The 24972-nt window shown below is 39.3% G+C and carries 26 protein-coding genes; 10 read left to right on the forward strand and 16 right to left on the reverse strand.

The window, feature by feature from the left end; translation table 11 throughout:
* Positions 1-22 precede the first annotated feature (22 nt).
* The 3 genes from GS400_RS18110 to GS400_RS18120 all read right to left on the reverse strand — a co-directional run bounded on the left by GS400_RS18110 (position 23) and on the right by GS400_RS18120 (position 2607).
* On the reverse strand, positions 23-799 hold the full coding sequence (locus tag GS400_RS18110; RefSeq protein ID WP_160104687.1) for a sulfite exporter TauE/SafE family protein: 777 nt from the start codon (positions 797-799) through the stop codon (positions 23-25).
* A 178-nt stretch (positions 800-977) separates the two neighbouring features.
* Entirely contained in the window at positions 978-1535 is a 558-nt protein-coding gene (locus tag GS400_RS18115) for a manganese efflux pump MntP (RefSeq protein ID WP_160104125.1), read from the reverse strand.
* A gap of 64 nt (positions 1536-1599) precedes the next feature.
* Positions 1600-2607, reverse strand: a complete 1008-nt coding sequence (locus tag GS400_RS18120) for an L-threonylcarbamoyladenylate synthase (RefSeq protein ID WP_160104688.1) — start codon at positions 2605-2607, stop codon at positions 1600-1602.
* Positions 2608-2787: 180 nt separating this feature from the next.
* Between GS400_RS18120 and GS400_RS18125 the strand changes: the two genes are divergently transcribed.
* Positions 2788-3204: an organic hydroperoxide resistance protein gene (locus GS400_RS18125; RefSeq protein ID WP_160104126.1), complete on the forward strand. Its 417-nt coding sequence runs from the start codon at positions 2788-2790 to the stop codon at positions 3202-3204.
* Positions 3205-3610: 406 nt separating this feature from the next.
* On the opposite strand, the gene GS400_RS18130 is transcribed toward GS400_RS18125, so the two are convergent.
* From GS400_RS18130 to moaA, 5 genes are all read right to left on the reverse strand, one after another.
* Complete coding sequence (locus GS400_RS18130) at positions 3611-4039, reverse strand: GNAT family N-acetyltransferase (protein ID WP_160104127.1); 429 nt, start codon at positions 4037-4039, stop codon at positions 3611-3613.
* 79 nt (positions 4040-4118) lie between these two features.
* Positions 4119-4751, reverse strand: coding sequence for a stage II sporulation protein R (gene spoIIR, locus GS400_RS18135; RefSeq protein WP_160104128.1), 633 nt, complete (start codon positions 4749-4751; stop codon positions 4119-4121).
* Between the two features lie 800 nt (positions 4752-5551).
* The gene (gene prmC / locus GS400_RS18140) at positions 5552-6403 is read right to left on the reverse strand and encodes a peptide chain release factor N(5)-glutamine methyltransferase (protein WP_160104129.1); all 852 of its coding nucleotides are present in this window, start codon (positions 6401-6403) and stop codon (positions 5552-5554) included.
* Between the two features lie 2 nt (positions 6404-6405).
* Positions 6406-7479, reverse strand: a complete 1074-nt coding sequence (gene prfA, locus GS400_RS18145) for a peptide chain release factor 1 (protein WP_160104130.1) — start codon at positions 7477-7479, stop codon at positions 6406-6408.
* Between the two features lie 111 nt (positions 7480-7590).
* Positions 7591-8628, reverse strand: a complete 1038-nt coding sequence (gene moaA, locus GS400_RS18150; protein ID WP_370519803.1) for a GTP 3',8-cyclase MoaA — start codon at positions 8626-8628, stop codon at positions 7591-7593.
* Between the two features lie 188 nt (positions 8629-8816).
* Between moaA and GS400_RS18155 the strand changes: the two genes are divergently transcribed.
* The 5 genes from GS400_RS18155 (at position 8817) to GS400_RS18175 (ending at position 13629) form a co-directional block, all read left to right on the forward strand.
* The gene (locus GS400_RS18155) at positions 8817-9533 is read left to right on the forward strand and encodes a Crp/Fnr family transcriptional regulator (protein WP_160104132.1); all 717 of its coding nucleotides are present in this window, start codon (positions 8817-8819) and stop codon (positions 9531-9533) included.
* Positions 9534-9677: 144 nt separating this feature from the next.
* Positions 9678-10130, forward strand: a complete 453-nt coding sequence (locus tag GS400_RS18160) for a cyclic nucleotide-binding domain-containing protein (RefSeq protein ID WP_160104133.1) — start codon at positions 9678-9680, stop codon at positions 10128-10130.
* 107 nt (positions 10131-10237) lie between these two features.
* Positions 10238-11587: an MFS transporter gene (locus tag GS400_RS18165; protein ID WP_160104134.1), complete on the forward strand. Its 1350-nt coding sequence runs from the start codon at positions 10238-10240 to the stop codon at positions 11585-11587.
* Positions 11588-11620: 33 nt separating this feature from the next.
* Positions 11621-12844 (forward strand): nitrate/nitrite transporter, encoded by a 1224-nt coding sequence (locus tag GS400_RS18170; protein ID WP_160104135.1) that lies wholly within the window; start codon positions 11621-11623, stop codon positions 12842-12844.
* Between the two features lie 248 nt (positions 12845-13092).
* The gene (locus GS400_RS18175) at positions 13093-13629 is read left to right on the forward strand and encodes a hypothetical protein (protein ID WP_160104136.1); all 537 of its coding nucleotides are present in this window, start codon (positions 13093-13095) and stop codon (positions 13627-13629) included.
* A gap of 902 nt (positions 13630-14531) precedes the next feature.
* Here the strand turns inward: GS400_RS18175 and GS400_RS18180 are convergent.
* The 5 genes from GS400_RS18180 to GS400_RS18200 are packed head-to-tail and all read right to left on the reverse strand — an operon-like array spanning position 14532 to position 19130.
* Positions 14532-14723 (reverse strand): hypothetical protein, encoded by a 192-nt coding sequence (locus tag GS400_RS18180; RefSeq protein WP_160104137.1) that lies wholly within the window; start codon positions 14721-14723, stop codon positions 14532-14534.
* A complete protein-coding gene (locus tag GS400_RS18185; protein ID WP_160104138.1) occupies positions 14716-15246 on the reverse strand; it encodes a QcrA and Rieske domain-containing protein in 531 nt (176 codons plus the stop codon). Before GS400_RS18185 ends, GS400_RS18180 begins: the two co-directional genes overlap by 8 nt.
* A gap of 17 nt (positions 15247-15263) precedes the next feature.
* A complete protein-coding gene (locus tag GS400_RS18190) occupies positions 15264-15806 on the reverse strand; it encodes a 4Fe-4S dicluster domain-containing protein (RefSeq protein WP_160104139.1) in 543 nt (180 codons plus the stop codon).
* Positions 15799-17952 carry a formate dehydrogenase subunit alpha gene (gene fdhF / locus GS400_RS18195; protein ID WP_160104140.1) on the reverse strand — a complete coding sequence of 718 codons (2154 nt, stop codon included), beginning with the start codon at positions 17950-17952 and terminating at the stop codon, positions 15799-15801. The genes GS400_RS18190 and fdhF overlap by 8 nt, the downstream gene beginning before the upstream one ends.
* Positions 17952-19130, reverse strand: coding sequence for an MFS transporter (locus GS400_RS18200; protein ID WP_160104141.1), 1179 nt, complete (start codon positions 19128-19130; stop codon positions 17952-17954). The genes fdhF and GS400_RS18200 overlap by 1 nt, the downstream gene beginning before the upstream one ends.
* Positions 19131-19316: 186 nt before the next feature.
* Here GS400_RS18200 and GS400_RS18205 point away from each other — a divergent pair, with 186 nt between their 5' ends.
* Positions 19317-20066, forward strand: coding sequence for an Mrp/NBP35 family ATP-binding protein (locus GS400_RS18205; protein WP_160104142.1), 750 nt, complete (start codon positions 19317-19319; stop codon positions 20064-20066).
* A 75-nt stretch (positions 20067-20141) separates the two neighbouring features.
* Here the strand turns inward: GS400_RS18205 and GS400_RS18210 are convergent, their stop codons facing one another.
* Positions 20142-20858 carry a YwiC-like family protein gene (locus GS400_RS18210; protein ID WP_160104143.1) on the reverse strand — a complete coding sequence of 239 codons (717 nt, stop codon included), beginning with the start codon at positions 20856-20858 and terminating at the stop codon, positions 20142-20144.
* A gap of 129 nt (positions 20859-20987) precedes the next feature.
* Between GS400_RS18210 and GS400_RS18215 the strand changes: the two genes are divergently transcribed.
* From GS400_RS18215 to ric, 3 genes are all read left to right on the forward strand, one after another.
* Entirely contained in the window at positions 20988-22121 is a 1134-nt protein-coding gene (locus GS400_RS18215) for a TIGR04053 family radical SAM/SPASM domain-containing protein (RefSeq protein WP_160104144.1), read from the forward strand.
* Between the two features lie 15 nt (positions 22122-22136).
* Positions 22137-22829, forward strand: a complete 693-nt coding sequence (locus GS400_RS18220; RefSeq protein ID WP_160104145.1) for a Crp/Fnr family transcriptional regulator — start codon at positions 22137-22139, stop codon at positions 22827-22829.
* Positions 22830-22957: 128 nt separating this feature from the next.
* Positions 22958-23659, forward strand: a complete 702-nt coding sequence (gene ric / locus GS400_RS18225; protein ID WP_160104146.1) for an iron-sulfur cluster repair di-iron protein — start codon at positions 22958-22960, stop codon at positions 23657-23659.
* 122 nt (positions 23660-23781) lie between these two features.
* Here the strand turns inward: ric and GS400_RS18230 are convergent, their stop codons facing one another.
* Both GS400_RS18230 and GS400_RS18235 read right to left on the reverse strand, forming a co-directional pair.
* Entirely contained in the window at positions 23782-24339 is a 558-nt protein-coding gene (locus GS400_RS18230) for a hypothetical protein (RefSeq protein ID WP_160104147.1), read from the reverse strand.
* Positions 24336-24971, reverse strand: a complete 636-nt coding sequence (locus GS400_RS18235) for an SCO family protein (protein WP_201450122.1) — start codon at positions 24969-24971, stop codon at positions 24336-24338. The genes GS400_RS18230 and GS400_RS18235 overlap by 4 nt, the downstream gene beginning before the upstream one ends.
* Between the last annotated feature and the right edge of the window lies 1 nt (position 24972).

The following is a 24972-nucleotide window of genomic DNA, read 5'->3' on the forward strand; positions in this document are numbered from 1 at the left end:
ATATACTCCTCCTTTTTATTTTTTAAAATAAAATACCCCACCATACTTTGATTGCTGTGCCGATTATTAAAATAGCTAAAATTACTTGCAATATTTTTGTGTTAGCTTTCTTACCTGTCTTTGCTCCTAATGGAGAGGCAATCGCGCTTGCCACAGCCACTACGATAGCAGGGAATAAAGGAACATCACCTGAAAACAGTTTGCCTGTTACGGCTCCAATCGATGAAATCACTGTAATGGCAAGTGATGAAGCAATCGTTACTCTTGTCGGGATGCGAAGTAGAGTTAACATAATGGGAACAAGAAGGAATGCACCTCCTGCTCCTACAATCCCCGCTCCGATTCCTACTAAAAATGCTGATATGACAGCAATCCATTTGTTAAATGAATGAGGATCTTCCTGTTTTGACACATCTTTTACAGGAATTAACATCATAGCTACTGCAATTAAAGCTAATATGCCGTAAACGATGTTGATGGATTGTTCCGATAAGAACTTTGCTCCAAATCCACCTATCAAACTTCCGATTAAAACACTAATTCCCATGTACGTTATTAGAGGCTTATGCAAGTGGTTCCCTTTTCGATACCCCCATGCCCCTCCAAACGAAGCGACTAACACTTGTACAGCTACAACACCGGCAGCTGTATGGGCACTAAACCCATCAAAACCAAAGAGAGGCGGAATGTACAACAACATTGGATAATTGACAATGGCTCCACCGATCCCAACTAAACCTGATACGTAGGAACCGATTAAACCAAGAATAAAAATGGTCAATAAAAATAAAATATCCACAGACTTTGCACCTCTTTTGGCATTGCAACGAACTTCATTCACTTCAAAATCTTTCATAGCATAACTCAACGCAAAGCAACCTATACAAGATTGCTTCGCCAGTATACCCGTACCACTACTTGTATATATATAAACATAAAAAATACCGTGTAGGGATTACACGGCACCTAAAGGGGTTTTAACTTAAGATCAATTGAAGACCAAATGAACAAAGAATGCTCCCACCAAACATTTCACTATATTTTCCGAGAACACCTCTTACTTTTTTACCAAGCAATAATCCTCCCCAAGTCAGTAACATGCTAAATGCACCAAAGAGAATTAATGTGAGCGCTGTTCGAACATTGGACATTCCAAGACTTAACCCCACTGAAAAGCTATCGAGACTCACACTTAATGCAAAGACTATCAAGCCCATACCGATCGGCTTAATCATTGGTCCAGAATCATCTTTAAACGATGAAAAGAACATTTGCACTCCTAAGATTAAAAGAAGTGTACCACCAGCATATGTAGCGATTGAACCTAAATGGCTTGATAAAAAATAACCTAAAATAATCCCAGCAAAAGGCATTATTACATGAAAGAGCCCGACAACCACCCCAATAGAAAAAATGCGTCGAAGTCGTAGTGGGATCATCCCCATTCCTAATCCAACTGAAAATGCATCCATTCCCAATGCAATTGCCATTAGAGACAATGTTATAAATTCACCAATATATGCTACTGACAACATAAGTGATCCCCCTAGGACATGCTAGTTCAGCATATGCGTACCTAGAGGGATTTAGAAGTTTGAACTATGTTTGGCTAATCTTTTGTGTAGCTGCCTTCTTTAATCGGTTCATCACAGCTTGCCCTACCCCATCTTCAGGAAAGCTTTCACACAAAATCACATCAACATCTTCTTGATCAAAAGAGCGTAATGCATGATAAAGTTGGACGGCTACTTCCCGCAGATTTTCTTTGGATCCACATGTGTGTATGACAGCATCCTCCAACTCAGAAGCATGTTCATTGCTCACAATAGCGCCAACTCTCTTGCCACTCTGTTTTAATTGTTCAATCTGATTCTGAAAAAAACTCAGATCTCCTTCAATTAACCACATTGGAGCATCTGGTGCGTAATGGGTGTACTTCATTCCAGGAGACTTAGGTTTGCTTCCCTGATTGGAAAGCGCCGGATCTACTTCTACTTCACCGATCACTTCTTCTAAATCTTGCTTGGTTACACCACCTGGACGCAAAATCACCGGCTTTTCACCACTGCAGTCTAAGACAGTAGATTCCACTCCCACTCCTGTAGGACCGCCATCAATGATCCCTGCAATCCGACCGTTTAAATCGTTATAAACGTGTTCGGCACGTGTTGGACTCGGCTTTCCAGACAGGTTAGCACTTGGCGCAGCCAATGGTAATCCACACTCATCTAAAATAGAGATCGCCACAGGATGATCTGGAATTCTCACAGCAACTGTGGATAACCCTGCCGTTACATTTTGCGCACAACGGCCATTGCTTTTTAGAATAAGCGTTAATGGACCTGGTAAAAAACGATCCATTAATTTGTGTGCTATTTCTGGTATATGTTGAACAATTTCATGAATTTGCTCTTTTTTCGCCATGTGAACAATCAACGGATTATCCGCCGGACGTCCTTTAGCTTCAAAAATTTTTTGTACAGCTTTTTCACTTGTCGCATCTGCTCCTAATCCATACACGGTTTCTGTAGGAAATGCCACGACTTCTTCCTGTTGTAAAAGTTCTGCTGCTTGTTGAAGTGACGCATGATCTACATGATCACGCATATTCCAATATTTCGTCTCAAACGTACTCAAATTGGAGCACCCTTTCCTTTCAATCTACTGTTCATTATGAGGCTTTACGGATATGAATAGCAAGTGGCTAACCTATTCAGAAGCGTAAATCTGTGTGAAACGGGTAACCATATACTGTGTGCATTTTATCATTTTAATGGAGGGATTTACATGAAACCATTATACACAGCGCAAGCAACAGCAGAAGGTGGACGAGACGGAAAAGTGTCCACATCAGATAACACGCTTCAAGAAAATCTAACTGTACCAAAAGAAATGGGCGGTTCTGGCGGAGAAGGCACAAACCCTGAACAACTTTTTGCAAGTGGGTACGCAGCTTGCTTTGATGGTGCACTAAACCTAATCGCTGATAAAGCAGGAGAAAAAATTGAATCCAAGACTACAGTTGATGTTCATATTGGAAAAGAAGGTGACGGATTTGGTTTAGCAGCAACGATTAACGTTGAAATGAATGGCGTTGATCAAGCTAAAGCAGATGAACTTGTTCAAAAAGCTAACGATTTCTGCCCTTATTCTAAAGCAACAAAAGGGAATATTGAGGTTTCTGTGAACGCAAAAGCAGTGTAAACACAGAAAAGCGCAAGCGCCCATTTAGCAACGAAGGGACTGGACTGAGCCTGTAGTGAGATTAACTAAACTTGCTGATTGGCAAGCCGGTAGGAGATAGACAGAAGCGTAGTTGCCGTGGTACTTTAACCTAGAAATTTTAACTACACCGAAATACTCCTTCGCTAAAATTTCATGTCATCAAATGTGTAAAGGAAACACAGAAACAATTTGATGTTGACTTATCGAACGGAGGCGAGGGAAGTCCCTTCGTTGCTGGGCGCTGGAGCTAGACATCTGATTAATAAAAAAGAAGCATCCAGAGGGTTTATCCACTGGATGCTTCTTTTATTGTGTATAAATCGATGGTTATCCATAAGAAAAACACAGGATATCAACAGAACTTATCCACAACTGTTAATAACTTTTATGATTTCTCCACACGATAACACCACCATTTCCCATCTTCTCCTGGTTGATCCTCTAGAGAATCTGGGATATTACCTTCTGTAACCGGGGCATATTGCTGGGATTGTAGCAGTGTATCTAACCCTGCTTGGTGACTATATACATAGATGTTGTGAATATCATGTTCTTTTGCATAAGCTTCAACCAGTTCAAAAAGAGAAAGAACCACCCCTGGGTCCACCCCAGGTTGTAAGTATAAAGATTTCAACCACACGCTCTCCTCTTCTACTGGCTCAAGCGCAAAGAATCCTTTTCGATCTCGATTGATCTCCACATAGTATCCATGGTCATACAAATTTTTCTCATCATCCAACTGTTCCAATCGTACTCCAAAAAACTCTTTCATCGTCTCCAGGTCATAATCACGAACTCTTTGTATCGCTAGCATATTTCACTCTCCCTATTGTTCTTTACTAGTAAATCTATGTAGGGGTAATGGAAATATGCTAGATTCTACAGAAAAGTTATTAACTAAACAGAGAACCCAACCATTCAAATAAGAAAAACTTTACTTCTACACCTTTCTCACCTTCTGCAGAGGCAACTTTCTCTTCTTTATCCACAGGGTCTTCTTCAGCGGCTGCTACAGATGTTCCGTTTGAAAAATCTAAGAAACATAAAGGTGGAAATAACACACACCACCAATTGGCGCCTTGTCCTTCACCAAGTGTAATTAAAATCGCTTCATATGTTCCTGCTGGATAAATGTATGATCCGTATAATTTCGTTGGAAACTTCACATTCTCATCAAAATCTACTGAATAAGATTGACTTACATTGTTCTCTTCTAACACGTTTTCCACAATAACCTCTAATTCATCTAGACGAGATTCAATCATGTCTCTAGCTTTTTCAATAGAAGTTAATTCTTTAACCCAATCTGTAATCTCAGCATTTACTGCATCACGAACTTCTCTCTTAATTTCTTGGTCCTTTTTACCATCACTATCTGCTAGAATACGAAGACGAATCGCTTCGTCTGGAATCACCTGATATTGGTCCAGGTTATTTGTATTTTGTTGACCTTGAAGCGTCATCGGAAACACCGTCACCAAAAGTGCTAAAACTACAATTCCCCAAATCATTTTTTTCTTTCTCATATTGCCCCGCCCCTTCCGTAACTTGTTCTTAGTCCCAAGTATGGTCGGGGAATCTAGTATTTATACTTTGAATCTAGCAAAAATTTAAATGTTAGAGATTGTGGTGGATATAGGTGGCAAAAGAAACTGTTACTAGTTCCATTAAAGCCCCCTTATCTTGAAGACTTGGAATCGAGATAAGTTGAGAGCAGTCCGTTGCTTTTATGAGAGGTAGGGGTTCAGAGAAACGGCAATACTCCTGCGGAAGACCAGCTGAGCCTCCTCATACGCTACGCTCCTTGCGGGGTCTCATCTGCCCTTTCTACCGCGGGAGTTTGCCGTTTCCCTCACCCCTTTACGTTTATGTAGGTTAACGGACCCATGGCTTGAGTTATTTAATTTTTTACATAAGGAAATTCGAATTTAGATACTAAAATCCTTAACATATAAGGAAGGATTTAGATCACTTTGATACATATATGATTTAACCACTTATTCTAAATCAGAAAACCTTACGATAGCTGCGGTTCCGTTATTCACCATTCGGCTAAGGTGGGCTGTGGAACGGGTTGACTCCTCCGGTAGAAAGGGCGAGCGAGATCCCGCAGGAACGAAGTGACGAGGAAGCTCGATCGGTCTTCCGGGGAAAGCAACCCGTTCCACAGCCCGCCGCACTGCATAAATGTAACGGAACCATCCCGCACCAGCTTATTCAAGATAACTGCCATACTACTGAATATCATTGTTTCTGGTGAGTACATCAACCTAAACAAAAAACCTGAGATGAACCTCTTGGTGAAGAGGTCATTCAGGCTGAGTTTTTATATCCAGACAAAAACCATTCGATCTTTTCCGTTAATATCTTTTTCGACCCGAGGTTCAGACTGTGGATAAGTTTCCTTGATGATATTAGATACTGCTTCGCCTTGATCATGCCCAATTTCAAATGCCAGCAATGCTCCTTCATTCGCAACTTGCGGCACTTGCTTCATAATCTTTTTGTATGCTGCTAAGCCATCGTCATCTGCAAAAAGAGCCATATCTGGGTCATACTTTTCCACAACATCCTCTAAGGATTCACGTTCTCTTTCAGGAATGTAGGGCGGGTTTGATACGATCAGGTCCATTTTTTCATTTTGTCTCAAGAGTGATTCAAGGAAATCTCCTTGGGAAAAGTGGACATCTGCATCTAATTGTCTTGCATTCTCTTTGGCAACGTTTAATGCATCAGTGGAAAGATCTGTTGCATATGTGGATAATCCTTCAATTTCCAGCGCAAGTGTTATTGCAATAATGCCGCTACCTGTTCCGATATCCACACCTTTTAAAGGACGTTCTTTTTGTTTAAGTCGATTGATCACACCTAATACAAGCTCCTCTGTTTCAGGGCGAGGTATGAGAACATGATTGTTTACGTTGAATGTTCGACCGAAAAACTCTTCGGCACCAATTAAATGCTGAACTGGTACTCCTGTTTCAGCATGTTTTTCTACGTCTTTTTGGAATTGGAACCACGTCTCTTCTTGAAGCTCTAAGCGAGATTCCGCTAACAATTGCGAGCGAGACATGCCCATGTGATGTTGTAGTAAGAGCACGCCGACATTTGTTTCTCGATTGTTCTCTTCTAAAAAAAGAGAAGCCCAACGTCGGGCTTCAAAAATTGTTTTTGCCATCATTATTCACCCAATTGTTCGAGTGCTTTTGTTTGTTCTTCAATAAGAAGAGCTTCCATGATCTCTTCTAGATTACCCTCTAGAATTTGATCAAGCTTTTGAATTGTAAGACCGATACGGTGATCTGTCACACGGTTTTGCGGGAAGTTGTACGTACGGATACGCTCAGAACGGTCACCAGAACCTACCGCAGATTTACGATGCTCATCGTACTTCGCTTGTTCTTCTTGTTGAACTTTTTCGTAAATACGTGCACGTAGTACTTTCATGGCTTTTTCTTTGTTCTTGATCTGGGATTTTTCGTCCTGACAGGATACAACGGTTCCAGTAGGCTCGTGTGTTAAACGTACAGCAGACATTGTGGTGTTAACACTCTGTCCTCCTGGTCCACTTGAAGCGAATGTGTCGACACGAATATCTTTTTCGTTGATATCCACTTCAACTTCTTCAGCTTCAGGAAGAACAGCAACAGTCGCAGTAGACGTGTGAATACGACCGCCTGATTCTGTTTGAGGAACACGTTGAACACGATGTGCCCCATTTTCGAATTTCAGCTTGGAGTATGCTCCTGATCCGTTCACCATAAAGATAATCTCTTTATAGCCACCCACTTCACTTTCGTGTGCTTCAATAACTTCCGTTTTCCAGCCATGAGACTCAGCAAAACGGGAGTACATGCGATACAGGTCACCTGCGAATAGCGCAGCTTCGTCTCCACCTGCTGCTCCGCGAACTTCCATAATAACGTTCTTTTCGTCATTTGGATCTTTTGGAATAAGAAGAATCTTAAGACGCTCTTCCAAGTTGGATTTCTGCGTGGAAAGATCACTTACTTCTTCCTTCACCATTTCTTTCATCTCATCGTCATCTAGACCATCATCTAGCATAGCTTTAGCGTCATCTAGTTGTTGAGAGATGTCCTTATATTCACGGTACGCTTGTACGGTTTCCTCAAGACCCGCTTGTTCTTTAGAATACTCACGTAATTTGTTGGAGTCATTCACGATTTCCGGGTCACTTAGCAATTCATTAAGCTTATCATAACGATCTTCTAAGGTTTGAAGTTTCTCTAACACTTGCAACCACCTCTTTATTTGTCCATAACAGTATAATTATAGTATAGGCGTTATAGAGAGTCAAAAGAAGCTAAATTGGGAAGTTTTTTTATGGATCCGGTCATTGGAAACTTACCCACCAATATAGGACATTTCAATTTTGGGTTTGTTTTGGGTTTGCTCTGTTCTGATTTCAGAATAGCGATCGCTTCGTCTATTCCAGCGATTTCGTAACACTTCTGAGATCTGCTCATCTGGCATATTAGAACGTAAGTGACCCTTTAAGTCGTACCCTACTGATGCGAATAAACATGTATAAAGCTTACCATCTGCAGATATTCTTGCTCTTGTACAAGAACCGCAAAATGTTTCGGAAACTGAAGAAATAAAACCAATCTCTGATTTGCTTCCTTTAAAGCGATACCTTTTCGCCACTTCACCAAAATAGCTTGGATCCATGGCTACTAACGAATATTCTTTCCGAATCATGTCATACAGCTCTCTTTTCGTCACAACTTCATTTAAACTCCATCCATTAGAAGATCCCACATCCATAAACTCAATAAAACGCAAAGTAATGCCCTCTTCTTTAAAGAAGCGGACCATCGGAAGAACTTGATCGTCATTTAATCCCTTTTTGACTACCATGTTCACTTTAACTTCTAACCCCACATCTCTTGCTGATAAAATCCCCTTAAGTACTGGATTAACACCAGTTCCCATATTATTAATCCGTTTAAATAACTCATCATCTAACGAATCTAAGCTGACATTCACACGACAAATCCCTGCTTCTTTTAATTGCTTAGCATATTTAGCTAGAAATACACCATTAGTGGTCAAGGTAATGTATTTTATTCCATTCACTTTATGTAATTGTTCAACAAGTTTAGGTAGATCTTTTCTTAATAAGGGTTCCCCTCCGGTCAGCCTAATCTTTTCAACACCTAACTCAGCAAAGATCTTAGCCAATCGAACAATTTCCTCAAAAGACAAAAGTTCATTTTTATTCATAAAAGGATAGTCAACACCGAATATTTCTTTAGGCATACAGTAACTACATCTAAAATTGCATCTATCTGTAACAGATATCCTTAAATCCCGTAAAGGTCTATTATGCGTATCTACTACTTGCACTTTACCGCACTCCTCCTCATTTCCATTTAACAGCTAAACAATATCACAGAATCTATGCCGGAATGGTGATGTTTATCACACGTCACCAAATCGCCTTAATTTGTTCATAAAACATTACGTTTTATAGTAAGAAACTCCATTGTTTGTAGTATCAAGGAGTGTTACTCTAAAGGAAAGATTTGGTACGTTACAGATTTAATAATTAATTGGAGGTGCAGAGTTTGTTAGAAAACACTAGCAGAAAAAGTGATTTAGAATGTATTTCAGATGACTTAACCTCTCTTCTTAAATCCATCAGCACAACGAAAACAATCGACGCAAGAAGCTTTTTATTCCAAGAGGGAGAAGAAGCACATGAATTATATGTCATTCAAAGTGGTTATATCCAAATAAGCAAATTAACTCCACAAGGAAATGAGTTGAATTTACGTACATGTCAAGAAGGCGATATTGTTGGAGAGTTAACCCTGTTTACGGATGAAGCCAAATATATGTTAAACGCCTATGCCTTGAAACGATGTGAAATCTTAATTATCCAAAAGGATCAACTTGAGAAGGAATTGCTTTCAAATGCCAGACTTACTTTTGAATTTATGAAGTGGATGACGAACCTTCTTCGTATTAATCAATCGAAAATAAAAGACCTTGTGATGAACGGAAAAAAAGGCGCCCTCTATTCAACCCTCATTCGCTTTTCAAATAGTTATGGTATTCAGCAAAAAGAAGGAAGACTAATTGATATGCACTTAACCAATCAGGAAATTGCTAAATTCTGTGCAGCTACCCGTGAGAGTATTAATCGAATGTTGAATGACCTTAAGAAAAAAGACATTATTCAAATGAATAAAGAAGGCAAAATCCTCATTAAAGATATACAATATTTACGAACAGAAATTGGATGCGATCACTGTCCAGTAGATATATGTGTCATTGATTAATGCACGATAAGCTAGCAAACCTTTTTTTGGCTTGCTAGCTTTTTTGAAGCAAACAAATAAACTAACTCATGTGAAGATTATCACAGATTTATTCTGATTTAGTCTTTATCATTGTTGTATAAAGGTCAGTGAGGAGAGGGTATCGTGCTAAAATCTGAGTACGTATTTAACTTAAAAAATATAACCATCTTTAAGGATATCGATCATGAGGTATTTAAACGTGTTTTTAAGGCATCCAAATTAATCGAATTTCAACCCTCAGATAACGTAGGCTCTCTATTAACGGAAGATGACCTACTCATTATTTTAAAGGGTGAACTGACTCTTTCTTTTATGACAAAAACTGTTACTCATCAGGTTTGCACTATGGAACCTGGCGATACCGTATCGAAAGTATCCTTACTTTTTACCAATACACATGAACCTGTACTCAGCGCGGCATCTAATACAGTGTGCTTACAAATTCCTCTTCATCTTATTAAAGAGTTAACAATAAGCCACCCCTTGTTAAAAAGAAATCTATTACGCTCTTTACAAAATAAATTAATCCATTCATTTGAAACATTAACAAAGCAAATTGAACAATCCCATGAATAAAATCTTGTTCAAAAAGTGTCCACATTCCATGTGATATACTTCACACCCAAATACTCCCCCCTTTTGGTACTATTCAAGTATCAAAGGTACGAAAGGGGTTAATTTAGATGAAAAATTCAAATGTTTCTCACAATCACACTTTAGAATCAACTCGTAAATCTTCCAGAATAAATCATTGGGATCCAGAGAATGAAACCTTTTGGGTAACAGAAGGTAAAAAGCACGCTAACCGAAATTTAACCATATCTGTTATCGCTTTATTCTTAGCTTTTGCAGTTTGGCAAATTTGGTCTGTCGTTGCGGTTAACTTAAACAGTGTTGGCTTTAATTTTACAAATAGTGAGTTATTCACACTCGCTGCTTTACCAGGTTTAGTAGGGGCTACGTTCCGAATCTTCTTTACATTTATGCCAGGCATGGTTGGAGGGAAGAACTGGACTGTGATCAGCACAGGGGCTTTATTAATTCCCTCCATTGGAATAGGGTTTGCAGTACAAAATCCAGAAACACCTTTTGTAACCATGGCGATTCTTGCTGCCCTTTGTGGTATTGGGGGAGGTAACTTCTCTTCTTCTATGGCAAATATTAGCCCATTTTTCCCTAAGAAGCTAAAAGGAACTGCAAATGGGCTTAATGCTGGACTAGGAAATCTAGGTGTTAGTGCTGTTCAATTCATCACTCCTATTGCACTTGGGTTAGGGTTTATTGGAGCAATGACAGGTGGTTCCCAAACGTTAGATGAAGGTAAAACCGTTTGGATTCAGAATGCGGCTTTTATTTGGGTTATCCCTATTATTATTATTACGCTTGTCGCCTTGTGGGGAATGGATAACCTTCCGGGTACGAAGCAGTCCTTTAAAGAACAGTCCATTATTTTCAAAAATAAACATACTTGGATTATGACATGGCTCTACACAATGTGTTTCGGATCTTTCATTGGTTACTCTGCTGCTTTCCCATTACTAATTAATTCTGAATTCTCGAATGTGGATGGAGCTGTGGGCTTAGCATTTTTAGGTCCTTTACTTGGTGCTGGTATTCGTCCAGTGGGTGGTTGGTTATCAGACAAAGTGAAAAGTGGTTCTCTTGTTACATTTTGGGACATTGTCGTCATGATTGGCGCTACGTTTGGAGTCGTTTACTTCTTAAATGCCGAAAACTTTACTGGATTCTTAATTATGTTCCTGATCTTATTCTTAACAACTGGAATTGCGAATGGTTCAACGTTTCGTATGGTTCCGTTCATCTTCCCTGAAAAGCAATCACCACCAGTATTAGGTTTTATTGCTGCTATTGCTGCATATGGCGCTTTTCTAATTCCTAAAGTATTTGGATGGTCTATTGACTCAACTGGTACTGCTAATTTAGCTTTATACATCTTTATCATTTACTATGTAATCAGCTTGTTCATTACATGGTTTTGGTACTCCAGAAAAAATGCTGAAATAAAATGCTAACCATACGAGATTAAAAGAAGAGGAGGATGAACTATGAGGTTAAAAAGTTTCTTGAAAAGCGGACACACCCCCACGCTCGCTTCCTCATTTTTATATTTTGATATAAGTTTCATGATTTGGGTTATTTTAGGTGCTACAGGTAATTTTATTGTAGAAGATCTAAACTTGACACCAGCTCAAAAAGGGATGATGGTAGGTATCCCTGTTTTAGGAGGTGCATTACTCCGAATTCCAATGGGTCTCTTAGCTGATAAGTTTGGTGGCAAAAAGATGGGGTTAATTGGAATGACATTAACCATGATCCCTCTCGGTTGGGGATGGTTGTTTGCCGATTCTTTAAGTGAAGTGTATGCACTGGGTTTCTTACTAGGTGTAGCCGGTGCTAGTTTTGCTGTCGCTTTACCACTAGCGAGTAGATGGTATCCGCCTGAGCATCAGGGCTTAGCAATGGGAATTGCGGGTGCCGGTAATAGTGGAACTGTTATTGCAACTTTCTTCGGGCCAAGGTTAGCTGAAATCTATAGTTGGAACTTCGTATTTGGAGTTGCACTAATCCCTTTAATCATAGCTTTCACTGTATTCGCTATTTTTGCCAAGGATTGTCCAACTGCGAAGCGACCTCAGAATGCTAAAGAGTACTTTAGCGTCATTAAACGAAAAGAACCATGGCTGTTTGCTTTCTTTTATAGTTTATCTTTCGGCGGATTTGTAGGTTTGACAAGTTATTTAACGATATTTTTCTTTGATCAGTATGGTGTAAGTAAAGTACAAGCTGGTGACTTTGTAACACTCGTTGTATTTGCAGGAAGTTTTGTACGTCCAATCGGAGGTTTTTTGGCAGACAAATGGGGCGGAATGATTATGCTTGTATTCCTCTTCTCAGGGGCTACGATATGCTTGGGAGTTGTCGGGATGTTGCCACCTGTTTACATTGCACTAGCCATGTTATTCCTTACCTTAGTCTTTTTAGGGACAGCGAATGGTGCTTTGTTCCAGGTCATTCCCGTTAAATTCCCTAAAGAAGTTGGGCTTTTAACCGGATTTGTAGGTGCAGCAGGTGGTTTAGGAGGCTTTTTCTTACCCAATATCCTAGGAACTTTCAAACAGGTCACTGACTCTTATTCATATGGATTTTGGTGGGTTGCTATAACCACTTTAATCGCCATGCTCATGTTATACACGATGTATCGCAAAGATGAACAAGAACGTTTAACACCCCAACAATCTCCTACAAATAGAGTGGATAGTAGAGCTTAATCCAGACACGTAGACTATTATATTAAAGAAAAAGAGCTTCTTACCTCATAAGAAGCTTTTTTTATGGATTGAATGCAGAAATCTTCTTATAAGAACGGTTACATCATCCCCTCTCTTGTTGTTAATTACGCTAACCTATGAATATTCATGGTGTAACAAACATCACAGACGGTAACGTTTACGATTTCATATAATAAGAATAAGATTATGATATGTGCTTAGAAAATAGCACAAGGAGGCTTACACAAATGCTATCAGTTGAACTCCAAACATCAGACCTAAATGATATAGAGAAAATACTGAAGTCAAAGGGGTTTCAGGAGAATAACGGAGACATGGTGTACAAACCGAACAAACAAGAACAAATTACCGTTAGTCTTAATGAGGCCAATCAGAAGCTTACACTAATGTTCTCACCTCAACTCAACCTTGAACAATTTTCTACCATCCACCAAAAGATCATGGAGCTCATACAGTTTTTTGGAACTCATTATGATGACTCGAACAGCTTGTTAGGATATTTAAAAGACGGTGAGGGCGCTTATATTATAACCAACTGGTCGAAATGGTATAAATTCCTGCAGGATGCTAGATTGAAAACCCTTGAAGGGCAGAAGGTTCGAATACTCGATCAAAAGGAAAACGAGCTAGGTTCAGGAATGTTTGTAGACTACAAAAGGGACACTGAACACCTAACTATAATTGAATGTTCAATCATTACATTATTTGGTGAGAAGTCCTATTCAGGTACCGATTTAAAAATAGAACCGACGAATGAATGGTAACGAACAAGTAATTTTTTTAATGAAACAGAAAGTTCTTTGTTTGAAAAAATTAATACGTAAACTTCGCTCTCTATATGTATCACTAATTTTAAGAATACCGGGGTTGATAAGGTTTTAGGCTAAACTATATTGAAAGAGTTTGTGAAAGAATGTACTTACACTAACTGGTAGTAATGTGGAATAAGTTGGTGCGGAGAGGTTCCGTTGCTTTTGTGGGGATCGGCGGGCTGTGGAACGGGCTGCTTTCCCCGGAAGACCGATCGAGCCTCCTCATCCGCTGCGCTCCTTTCGGGGTCTCGCTCGCCCGTTTTTCCGGAGGGGTCAGCCCGTTTCCCAGCCTACCTTAGCCGAATGGAGATGAACGGAACCGCAGCTATCGTATGGTTTTCTGCTTTAGAATAAGTGGTCAAATTTTATATGCATAAAAGTGATCTAAAGGCTTATATGTAGAGGGTTTTAGCATCTATAATAACTTTTCCTTATGCATGAGATTAAATGATCTCCCCCTAGGGTCCGTTAACCTCCATAATCGCAAGGGGTGAAGGAAACGGCGAACTCCAGTGGTAGAAAGGGCAGATCAGACCCCACAGAGAACGGAGTGAACAGGCTCAAAGTAAACAAGGAAGATCGACTAAGACCGCCACATCGTGTGGCAACGTCGACCTACCCCACGTCGTGTGGGGCAGCAGGAGTATCGCCGTTTCAATGAACCCCTACCTCTCATAAAAGCAACGGACCTCCACCACACTTTATCTCGAAACCAAGTCTTCCACATAAGGGGGCTTTAGTTGAAGAACAAGTCAATATATTATAGATACCTATTGATTCTTGATATTGTACTTAAAAGAGTTCACTCCGGATAGATAACCTTTATCCGGAGTGAATTCTTTTTCCTTGTTCTATCATTTATATTCTTGCTTTCTCCAGCGCCAAAACGTTACGACACATATTAAAGAAGAAATGATACTAATAATCGAATATGTGAGGACATGTTTGTATTCTTCTCCGAAAAACGATTCAATCGTCCATTGTAACGCAACTACATTCACAGCTAGTGTAATGAAAATAATAATCCAATAGATTTTTTTACCCATGTCGGATCTGCCTTCCTACTGCGTACACAACTCCATTTTCAACTTGAATATCAATTAAAGGTAACTCTCTTTGGGGCGGACCTGCTAAAGGGTGACCGTTATCAACGCTGAAAAATCCTCGGTGACATGGACAAAGTAGCACAGATTCCTCTTTTTCATAGAAAACAGGGCATTGTAAGTGTGTACATTTATTATTATATGCTTTTAATTCTCCATCCTTTGTATGAACTAAAATCGCTGGCTCATTCTCACTAGGATACTGGAAGTTTATCGCACTGTCTTTTGGAATATCAGCTAGTTTCGCAATTTCTTTTCTATTGTCATCCTTTTCCTTATCCTTAAGTGCTAGAACAGAAAAAGGTAAAGTAGCTACACCTAATGTAACAGTTGCTCCAACTGCAGATTTCAGAAAAGATCTTCGGTTAAATTTTAAATCGTCATCACGTTCCAAGTTGTTGATGAGCCCGACCATATCATCTCTTGATTCTTTTTGATTTCGTTTTCCTTTTTGCTCTTTTGACAAGATATCCAGCCTCCTTATTAATCCGTATAAACTCCAAAGAACTCAGGAACATACTCCCACTTGTTTCCTTCTTGAGGCTTCTTCCCCTCTACCAGATTCATTTGGGAACGTCTTCTGCGTAACTGTTGCATCTCATCAAAATCAATGAAGCGAATAGCTTCACTTGGACAAACAGATGCACACATTGGAGCAATATCATGTTTGGATCGGTCATAACACATATCGCATTTATACATTTTATTCTCTTCAAAATCGAACTTTGGAATCCCAAATGGGCAACCAAATGTACAGTTGCGGCAACCAATACATTTCTCTTCCATTGCTGATAAAACGACACCTTCATCCGTAATTTGAATTGCGTTAGCGGGACAAACGCGTGCACAAGCAGGATCTTTACACTGCATACAAAGCATTGGGTACGTTTGGCGACTCTCTGTAAAATCTACATACTCTACATAATTTCGTTCCTTAGCATCATGGTCCCCACACTCACGACAAGCCGCTTGACAAGCACGGCACCCGATACATCGTTCAAACTCTAAGTACATAATTTTATTCACGAGTTAGAACCCCTTTCTTTGTAGGTAATTTTTCGATCTGCAGCGAACACACTTTAAATTCAGGCATTCTAGATACAGGATCTAGACAGTCACTTGTGAGTTGATTAACCGCTAACTCTTTCCCCCAGTGATAAGGGACAAATACTGTGTCTTTCCGTATAGCCTTCGTAATTTTCGTTTTAACTGTCATATGGGAACGCGGTGTTTTCAGTTTTACCATGTCTCCATCTTCCAGTTGATATCGACTTGCTAACGCCGGATGCATTTCAGCAAAAGGCTCAGGACATTGTTCCATTAAGAAGTCCACACGTCTTGTTTGATTACCTGATAAATAGTGGAATACGACACGCCCTGTAGTTAGAAACAGTGGATAATCTTGAGTTGGTACTTCTCCGGCCTCTTTCCAACCCACTATCCCAAGGTTTGCTTTCCCATTCTCTGTATAAAAGGATTCTTCAAACATCGTTGGTGTTCCTGGATGGTCCTCTGAAGGGCACGGCCAGAACACTCCATTTTCTTTATCGATACGATCCCAAGTAATTCCGTAATAATCAGCTTTTCCACCTTTAGTAGCTAAGCGAAATTCTTCAAATATTTCACCGGCTTTTTTATATGAAAAGTGCTTTCCTTTCCCCATTCTTTCAGCAATTAAGCTTAAAATCTCCCAATCTGGTTTGGACTCCCCTATAGGCTCTGTTACTTTTCGAATTCGAATAACTCTACCTTCAATATTGGTAGTCGTTCCTTCATCTTCTGCCCATGTAGTCGCTGGTAAAACAACATCTGCAAAGGAAGCTGTTTCAGATAAGAAGAAGTCACTTACGACAAGAAAATCTAGCTTCTTAAAGCCATTCCAAATATGCTCAAGATTCGGTGCTGAAACGGCTGGGTTTGAACAAATGACATGCATGCCACGAATATTTCCTTTTTCAATCTCCCCAAACATTTCATAGGCTGAGACCCCCGGCTTCGGCATTTCACTCGGATCGATCCCCCAAATACTTGAAATGTATTCCACAGCGGCTGGATCTGTAAGCTTACGGTATCCTGGTAATAAATCGGATTTCTGACCATGTTCTCTTCCGCCTTGGCCATTCCCCTGTCCCGTAAATGTAGCTACACCAGATGCGAATTTTCCGACTTGTCCCCTAAGGAGTGCCATCGAACTATATAAACGAACATTGTCTACCCCTTTAGATTGTTGTTCTACGCCTCGGGCAAACATGACTACAGAACGTGGAGACATCCCATAAATATGTGCTGCTTTAATAAGTTTCTCCACTGCCACTCCTGTAATCTCAGAGGTATATTCAGGAGTGAATTTCTCTACATTTTGTTTTAACTCTTCGAAGTTATTGCATCGTTTTGAAACGTACTCCTCATCCACATACCCCTCTTTAATAATTAAATGAAGCATACCATTCGCAAGTGCAGAGTCAGTACCAGGTTTTAAATCTAAGTGAACGTCTGCCACTCGAGCTGTCGGTGTCTCACGAGGGTCCGCTACGATGAGTTTAGCTCCTTTATCCTTTGCTTTCCAAAACCATTGGATGCTTGTTGGGTGACATTCTGCGGTATTTGAACCTGCAATAAAGAAGCAATCACTGTGTTCAAGCTCAGTCCAAGGTAGCGTCGATCCACGGTCTACACCAAATGTTTGAATAAACCCTCCGGCTGCTGAACTCATGCAGAAACGTCCATTATAATCAATGTAACGAGTCCCTAGTCCGACACGAGCATATTTACCAACCAAATAACACTTTTCATTTGTCATTGATACCCCACCAAAAACTGACAGAGCATCTTTTCCACTTTCTTCTTGAAGTCTTTTAAAGTTCTTTTCAATTAAATCGAGAGCTTCTTTCCAAGTGGATTCTACAAATTTGCCGTTCTTTTTAATCAAAGGCTTTTTAATACGGTCCTGGTGATCAATCGTTTGATAAGCAGTTACACCTTTCGGACACATTTTACCGTTCGTAACCGGCCAGTCGTATCTTGGTTCCACTCCCACAACGTTTCCTGTGCTTTTATTCACTCGAATATGCATGCCACATTGCATACCACAATAGCAACAATGTGTGGTAATTAATTTTTCACCTGGTTTATGAAGATTCTGAACTCCTTCTTTTGCTATAAAATCACTCATCACTCGTTTCCTCCCTCTTCTTTATACTGTTTCAGCTCTTTTTGAACGTGCTCTGGAAAATTATAATAATCATCTGTTCGTCTGCCACCAAAACCGGACATTTCAGAACCATTGCGCGTTAAAATCGGGTTATGTCCCTGTTGGAGGTGTGGCTGATTATTTAATTGCTTCATAACACGAATCCTTCTTCTACAAGCCGGACAGTAATCAGATAGATACGAACCATCCTCTAGTTGTAGATCAAACTGTTGCACGCTCAAGATTTCCTTTACGTCACTTACCTGTGGATCTGAACTGTACACCGTACCACATCGCAAGCATGGTCGGGTGTCAACTTTCCATTCCTCTTGATAGTTCATCGGAACAGCGGTTGTGAGTGGTCGGATCGGTAAATGGAATAGCTTCCCAAATGGGAAATAAATCAGTAAAACCACAACGGTTACCTGGTGTACAAGCGTCATATAATGATGCATCCAACCATCTAATAAGACGTAAGAAACGGTTAACAGTAACCCTGTAACTGTCACGGCTAAAAGTAGGAATAATGGAAATAAATCAAATTCTGCTCGCTGCGTTACCTTGACATCCTCATTAACAATTCTCCTAGTCAATGCCATGCATACACCGATTAGAACCATTGAAGCTGTAATATTTAATCCGTTATAAACCATTTCAGCAAAAAAACCATGAGCTGCCATTGAAATGGTTTCAACCCCCATGACGACAATCGTGTAGGTTTCTGGATCCACCAGTTCAAAGTGCATCCAACCAAAGGTAAGGCCAAACGTGATAGCAAATGACCCTATACACCCCCATGCGATTAGAAAGTGCTGTACGCCTCTATATATTCCTCTTTTAAAAATAAATTTCTGTAAAAAGATATTTTCAAAAGCTGTTTTCAAGATTGCCTTCATATTTCTCCGCTTATACTTACGTTGCCTTAAATTCTGTAAGCTACGCTGGATCACTTGCCTTGTAGCTGGTCGTAGTAACCAAGAACTCATACGAATCGTTAAACCAATAGCAAAGATAAGGGAAGAAATAAGATATCCCATTAAAGCCATATCAAAATGCAAAAAATTCTCTGTCCCTATCCATATGGAGAAAAACAGCAGTAAGACAACAATGAACGAATATTTACTACTCTTGGAATAAAACGACCTCTCTAAAGATTTCATTATTTATAAGCCCCCCTGTGACTTTTTTAACATCTAATTCATACATCATTTGTTACATTATCTATAGACACTACGTCCTTATTGCTATGATCAACTATCCTCAGTGTACAAAAATGTAAGTTTAACGACTGTGAAATACATCACAGGGAAAGATTTTTTTATAAAATTATGAACGAGGTGTGAACAATGTTATCAGGAGAAGTTATTGCAGTAACAAGTGGGAAAGGTGGGGTAGGAAAATCCACCGTCTCCGTCAACTTAGCCATTGCCTTAGCTCGTAAAGGATTTGATGTGGCGTTAATAGACCTTGATATTTACGGATTCAGCGTGCCTAAGATGATGAACCTTACCAATCGACCGAAAACCTTCAATGGACGAATCATTCCAATTGAGTCACATGGCGTGAAGGTTATGTCCATGGGATTTCTCGTTAAAGATAATGATCCCGTCGTTTGGAGAGGACCGATGCTCGGAAAAATGGTAGAACATTTTAAAAATGATGTAACGTGGGGGAAATTAGACTATTGCATCATTGATATGCCACCAGGCACAGGAGATGTTGCCTTAGATTTACATCACCATATCCCGCAAAGTAAAGAGATTATCGTTACAACTCCTCATCAGACCGCATCACTTGTAGCTGAGCGAGCAGGAAAAATGACGATTAAAGCAAATCACGATATTTTAGGAATTGTAGAGAACATGTCTTATTTCCAACCCAAGGATAAGAGTGAGAAATACTATATTTTTGGAAAAGATGGCGGGGATCTTTTAGCTGATACATTAGATACAGACGTGTTAGCTCGTTTACCGATTGAAGAACCAAATGAGATGACTCAAACTCCATCCATTTACGAAGGAAATTCAAACCTTTCTCACCATTATGATCAGTTAGCTGCAAGAGTGGATAATATGATTGCCCAGAAAGCTCATTAATACAAGAAACCCATGCCTCCTACATAGAAGAGACATGGGTTTTTTATATTGATGCATTAAAATCAAACACGTAACCTACAACAATATGATTAAAACAACGAGGAAATATAATGAATTTATAATCTCGATAATACCAATTTGCATAATCGTAAGCTTCTTACCATATAGAACAAAAGCTCGAATTACACTTGGGATAAAGGGAATCCCCCACATGAAAGAACCTGTAATCAAAACAACTCCTATGATTAATAGGACGTGATATATCCAGGAGTACCATTTAAATTTTGCATTCTTCTTTTCCCGAATCATGGTTTTAATATAAAATGTACTTCCTAAAAAAAATAAAAACGATAGAGAAACAACACTCCATCCCTTCATATCTAATGTTCCTGCCCCAAGATAATAGCTTGCCGCTCCACCAATACAAAACACAATAATAGCTGTTACATCATTAGCAAATGCACGGTCTTTTTTCTTCTTAGCATAGTAAATATTAATGAGAAATAAAGGCAACATGAACAACCCAAAGATCATCATTCTCCATTCATTAAGAAGTACGACAACCAGAAATATAATAGCAATCCCCATATAAATCCCCGTCCATTTCAAATGAAGGTCCCTTTTCTTCCCTTTAAAAACCATAAGCATAGGATAAGTAGATAAATAGAGTCCCAACCAGCCCAACAATAATGGCAAGTGAACCCAAGAGAATTCACTAGACGTAATACCTAAAATAAAAGGAACAAGCAGCATGGCCCATGCTCCATGTTGTTTCGGTAGTAATAACTTCATCTCTTCACCTTCTTTTATAAGTATAGGTTTATTATAGACCCAGAATCAGATGAAGGATGTGATGTATTTCACTTACTTCGACCCTATCTTTTTATACGATTGACTTATAGATAAATTGGAGGGGTATATATGAGGAACAGAGACTTTAATGAAAATCCTTTTATTGTCATCTGGGAACTAACGAGAGCATGTGAATTACATTGTCTTCACTGTCGAGCAGAAGCACAATACAAACGTCACCCATTAGAACTTGATTTTGAGGAAGGCAAAAGATTAATTGATTCGATTTATGAAATGGATAACCCTATGTTGGTCTTCACTGGTGGAGACCCATTAATGAGACCAGATGTGTATGATATTGCCTCATACGCGATTCAGAAGGGGGTTCGTGTATCTATGACACCTAGTGCAACCCCAAATGTGACCAAAGAAGCTATCAAAAAAGCGAAGGATATTGGTCTTTCACGGTGGGCCTTTAGTTTAGATGGACCGACTGCAGAGATCCATGATCACTTCCGGGGAACATCAGGGTCATTTGACTTAACAATGAACGCAATTGACTATATACATGAACTAAAACTTCCACTACAAATAAACACGGTTATTTCCCGATACAATATTGATGTCTTAGAAGAAATGGCATCATTAATTGAACAGTTAGATTGTGTGCTTTGGAGTGTCTTTTTCCTTGTTCCTACTGGAAGAGGGCAAAGCAAAGATATGATCTCACCAGTCGAGCACGAAAAAGTTTTTCGCTGGCTTAATGATTTAAGCAACCGAGTATCATTTGATATCAAAACCACTGCTGCCCAGCACTATAGACGTGTGGTGATCTCAGATAAAATGCGTAAAAACAAAGACAAGAATAAAGAAATTATGTACTCCAATGCTTTGCATGAGGGTAAAACAGGACAATTTGATGGTCTTGGACGGGCACCACATGGTGTGAATGACGGGAATGGCTTTGTGTTTATCTCTCATATTGGGGATGTCTATCCAAGTGGCCTTCTACCCATTAAGGCAGGAAATGTCCGAGAAACACCTTTACCAGATATATATCGAAATTCCTCCATTTTTAGAGAATTACGAAACCCTGACTTATATAAAGGGAAATGTGGTCAATGTGAATTCCGCTTTGTATGCGGAGGGTCTCGATCTCGGGCATACGCTTTAACAGGGGATTATTTAGAGAGTGAACCTGCATGTATTTACATTCCACAAAGTATGAGAGAAAAGAAAGCCACATCTAAATCAAATCTATAGAGAGGTGTACACAGAATGAATCGTAATGAGATCAAGGATCATTTCCGAACTGTGCCCTTATTTAAAGAACTATCAGAATCAGAACTAGACCCTTTTATTGAAATCTCCTCATGCAGAATTTACAACCCTAGATCCATTGTGTTTATGCAAGGGGATAAACTGGATCGAGTATTTTTCATACATTCCGGTACTGTGAAGATTTACAAGATGGATCAATCTGGAAAGGAACAAATTGTGTCTGTTCTACAGTCCGGTGAAATGTTTCCTCACGCAGGATTCTTTAGGGGAGGTGACTTTCCAGCCAATGCTGAGATCGTGGAAAAAGCTCAGTTAATTGTGACACCCATCAAAGAATTTGAAAATATTCTCATTCTATATCCGGAGCTTTGTATCAAGTTATTTCGAGTACTTGGAGAAAAGATTATTGATTTACACGATCGCCTGGAAGAAAAAATCCTGAATAATACGTACGAGCAAGTCATAAAGCTATTAATTCGCCTCTCTAAAACCAATGGACGTCAATCAGGGGATCATTTTATCCTCACGACCCATTTCACGAACCGAGAACTTGCCAAAATGATTGGTACAACAAGAGAAACCGTTAGTCGAACATTAAATCAATTAAAGAAACAAAACCTATTAAAAATAGATGAAAAAGGGTATTACATCATCCACCCCGCTACATTAGAAAGGGATCTTATCGTCTAATTCTCATGATGTTCACAGAATGTTAGAAAATCCTACCACGAATTGTGACTCATATCACAAGAACGTAAACGTTTCATTGGTATGCTTTTTCTAGAAACACATTCACAAACCATTATGGAGGGATTATCATGCAACAAACCTTTAGCGAAACGTCCATCATCCGAGATATTGTCACTCAATTCCCACGAGCAAGTGATTTATTTAAGTCTTATCGAATTGATTTCTGTTGTGGAGGTAACCGCCCGCTTGTTGAAGCCATTCAGGAAAGAGGCTTATCTTCTGAAGAAGTAGTGGAACAATTAAACACACTCTATCAAGATACGAAGGCATTACAAGAAAAAAACATTGATTGGAATTCATCCTCTTCACAAGAGTTAATTAATCACATCGTTAACAAACATCATAAATATTTGAATGAAGAACTACCACAGCTAAGTCCCTATGTCACTAAAGTCTTCCGTGTGCACGGACAATCCCAGCCACACTTAGGCACTATCCATAAACTATTTAATGAACTCAAGATAGAGCTTGAGCAACACCTTATAAAAGAAGAATTTGAAGACTTCCCTTTACTTCTGGAGTACGAACAAATTCCAAGCATTGAAAATCAAGAGAAATTAATGAAAGTGGTGGAAAGCTTAGAGGAAGAACATCAGCATGCTGGAAACCTTCTAAAGGAAATGCGTCAAGTTACGAATGACTTTACACCTCCCCATGATGCATGTGGCACGTATCGTCTCGTCTATCAAAGACTAGAAGCACTAGAACAAGATCTATTCGAGCACATTCACTTAGAAAATAATATTTTATTTCCAAGAGCCATTTCCTAAACGAAATTGATTAACAAAATAAAGAAACTCTAGCGACAAGCCTTGTTGCTAGAGTTTTCTATTCCTTTCATAAGAGAGTGAAAAGATATAAATTCTTGTTTCAAAGTCATCCACACTACACCTCATTCGTATTTAGAGGGATCCGTAAAGGTCGTGTATAACAAATAAATTGCAAGACATACACCCATAGCTGCAGATCCCCAGCCAAGTGTGATTTGATCGATGAGCAAGTAGTTGTTGCACAATTGTTGAGTGGCATTCAGATATAGCCACCCCAAGCCTAAAAACAATATTGTGAACAAGATGAAGACAGATTTTTTTAATGTAACTTTAAGTCTCTTCCAACTGTCATAGAGAGGCACTCCCGCTAATAAAAATAAGCTCATAAACTTAAATACTTCTACACTTGGATACGTTAAAGCATCATCCATAGTCCGCGGAATACTCCAATAGACTGCGATTATGACAAATAACGTAATTCCAGGTACTCCATTACCATTCCATTTTTCCCAAAAGTGAGGGAACTGAATTTGAAAGTAACGACCAAATAAGGCCCCAGCAATGACCAACAACGGCATTTGCATGTGCATATGAACGATCATAATTGATTCTAATAATGTCACCACAGGAGGAAGTGATAAAATGATGAAAAGTAAGAGGCCGATTAATGATTGTTTCATTTCTTTCCTCCCCCTTGTTCAAGCAGTGCAACAATTGTATCCGCTGCTTCTTCAACTTTCGTATAATCCATGACTTCCGTAAGAGCCCCTTTTCGATTCACTAAATAAAAGGCAGAATTATGCGCGAAATTCCCATTATTATCAGGAATCACAATAACACCAAACACATCTAATAACGATTCCAATTCAACTGAATCCGGAACCCTTACCATCCTCCACGTATCTCCATCCACCTTGAAATATTTTTGATAGGAATGTAACGTAGCGGGATCATCCCGACTTGTGTCAAAACTAACACTTAAAAATACAATATCTTCTCCTAAGTATGTCTTCGGGATACGATCATAGACACGTTCCATATTTCTTTCTAGCTGAGGACAAACTGTTGAACAAGCTGTGTAAAAAAACGTCATCAACACATATTTCCCTTTAAATTTAGAGGAGAGGTATGATTGCCCTTCACTATCCTCTAATGTTATTTCCGGAAGCTGTGGTTTTTCCTCCATTAATTGATTCACTCTAGCTTCTTCTGCAGTAAATACGCGAAACCCATCTGTTCCTAGATAGAACAATATACCTCCAAATAGTAATACAAGTAGCAGAGCCACTCCTTGATGTCTATTATTCACCACC

It is taken from the genome of Pontibacillus sp. HMF3514 (assembly GCF_009858175.1).
In the GTDB taxonomy this organism is placed as follows: Bacteria; Bacillota; Bacilli; order Bacillales; family BH030062; genus Pontibacillus.

Excerpts from the sequence above, each read along its gene's own strand:
- GS400_RS18175 (WP_160104136.1), top strand. The coding sequence starts at position 13,093 with ATGCTATCAGTTGAACTCCAAACATCAGACCTAAATGATATAGAGAAA.
- GS400_RS18115 (WP_160104125.1), bottom strand. The coding sequence starts at position 1,535 with ATGTTGTCAGTAGCATATATTGGTGAATTTATAACATTGTCTCTAATG.
- GS400_RS18220 (WP_160104145.1), top strand. The coding sequence starts at position 22,137 with ATGAATCGTAATGAGATCAAGGATCATTTCCGAACTGTGCCCTTATTT.
- GS400_RS18130 (WP_160104127.1), bottom strand. The coding sequence starts at position 4,039 with ATGCTAGCGATACAAAGAGTTCGTGATTATGACCTGGAGACGATGAAA.
- GS400_RS18210 (WP_160104143.1), bottom strand. The coding sequence starts at position 20,858 with ATGAAGTTATTACTACCGAAACAACATGGAGCATGGGCCATGCTGCTT.
- fdhF (WP_160104140.1), bottom strand. The coding sequence starts at position 17,952 with ATGAGTGATTTTATAGCAAAAGAAGGAGTTCAGAATCTTCATAAACCA.
- GS400_RS18125 (WP_160104126.1), top strand. The coding sequence starts at position 2,788 with ATGAAACCATTATACACAGCGCAAGCAACAGCAGAAGGTGGACGAGAC.
- GS400_RS18180 (WP_160104137.1), bottom strand. The coding sequence starts at position 14,723 with ATGGGTAAAAAAATCTATTGGATTATTATTTTCATTACACTAGCTGTG.
- GS400_RS18170 (WP_160104135.1), top strand. The coding sequence starts at position 11,621 with ATGAGGTTAAAAAGTTTCTTGAAAAGCGGACACACCCCCACGCTCGCT.
- GS400_RS18205 (WP_160104142.1), top strand. The coding sequence starts at position 19,317 with ATGTTATCAGGAGAAGTTATTGCAGTAACAAGTGGGAAAGGTGGGGTA.
- GS400_RS18120 (WP_160104688.1), bottom strand. The coding sequence starts at position 2,607 with ATGCGTGATCATGTAGATCATGCGTCACTTCAACAAGCAGCAGAACTT.
- prmC (WP_160104129.1), bottom strand. The coding sequence starts at position 6,403 with ATGGCAAAAACAATTTTTGAAGCCCGACGTTGGGCTTCTCTTTTTTTA.
- GS400_RS18215 (WP_160104144.1), top strand. The coding sequence starts at position 20,988 with ATGAGGAACAGAGACTTTAATGAAAATCCTTTTATTGTCATCTGGGAA.
- GS400_RS18165 (WP_160104134.1), top strand. The coding sequence starts at position 10,238 with ATGAAAAATTCAAATGTTTCTCACAATCACACTTTAGAATCAACTCGT.
- ric (WP_160104146.1), top strand. The coding sequence starts at position 22,958 with ATGCAACAAACCTTTAGCGAAACGTCCATCATCCGAGATATTGTCACT.
- GS400_RS18230 (WP_160104147.1), bottom strand. The coding sequence starts at position 24,339 with ATGAAACAATCATTAATCGGCCTCTTACTTTTCATCATTTTATCACTT.
- spoIIR (WP_160104128.1), bottom strand. The coding sequence starts at position 4,751 with ATGAGAAAGAAAAAAATGATTTGGGGAATTGTAGTTTTAGCACTTTTG.
- GS400_RS18200 (WP_160104141.1), bottom strand. The coding sequence starts at position 19,130 with ATGAAATCTTTAGAGAGGTCGTTTTATTCCAAGAGTAGTAAATATTCG.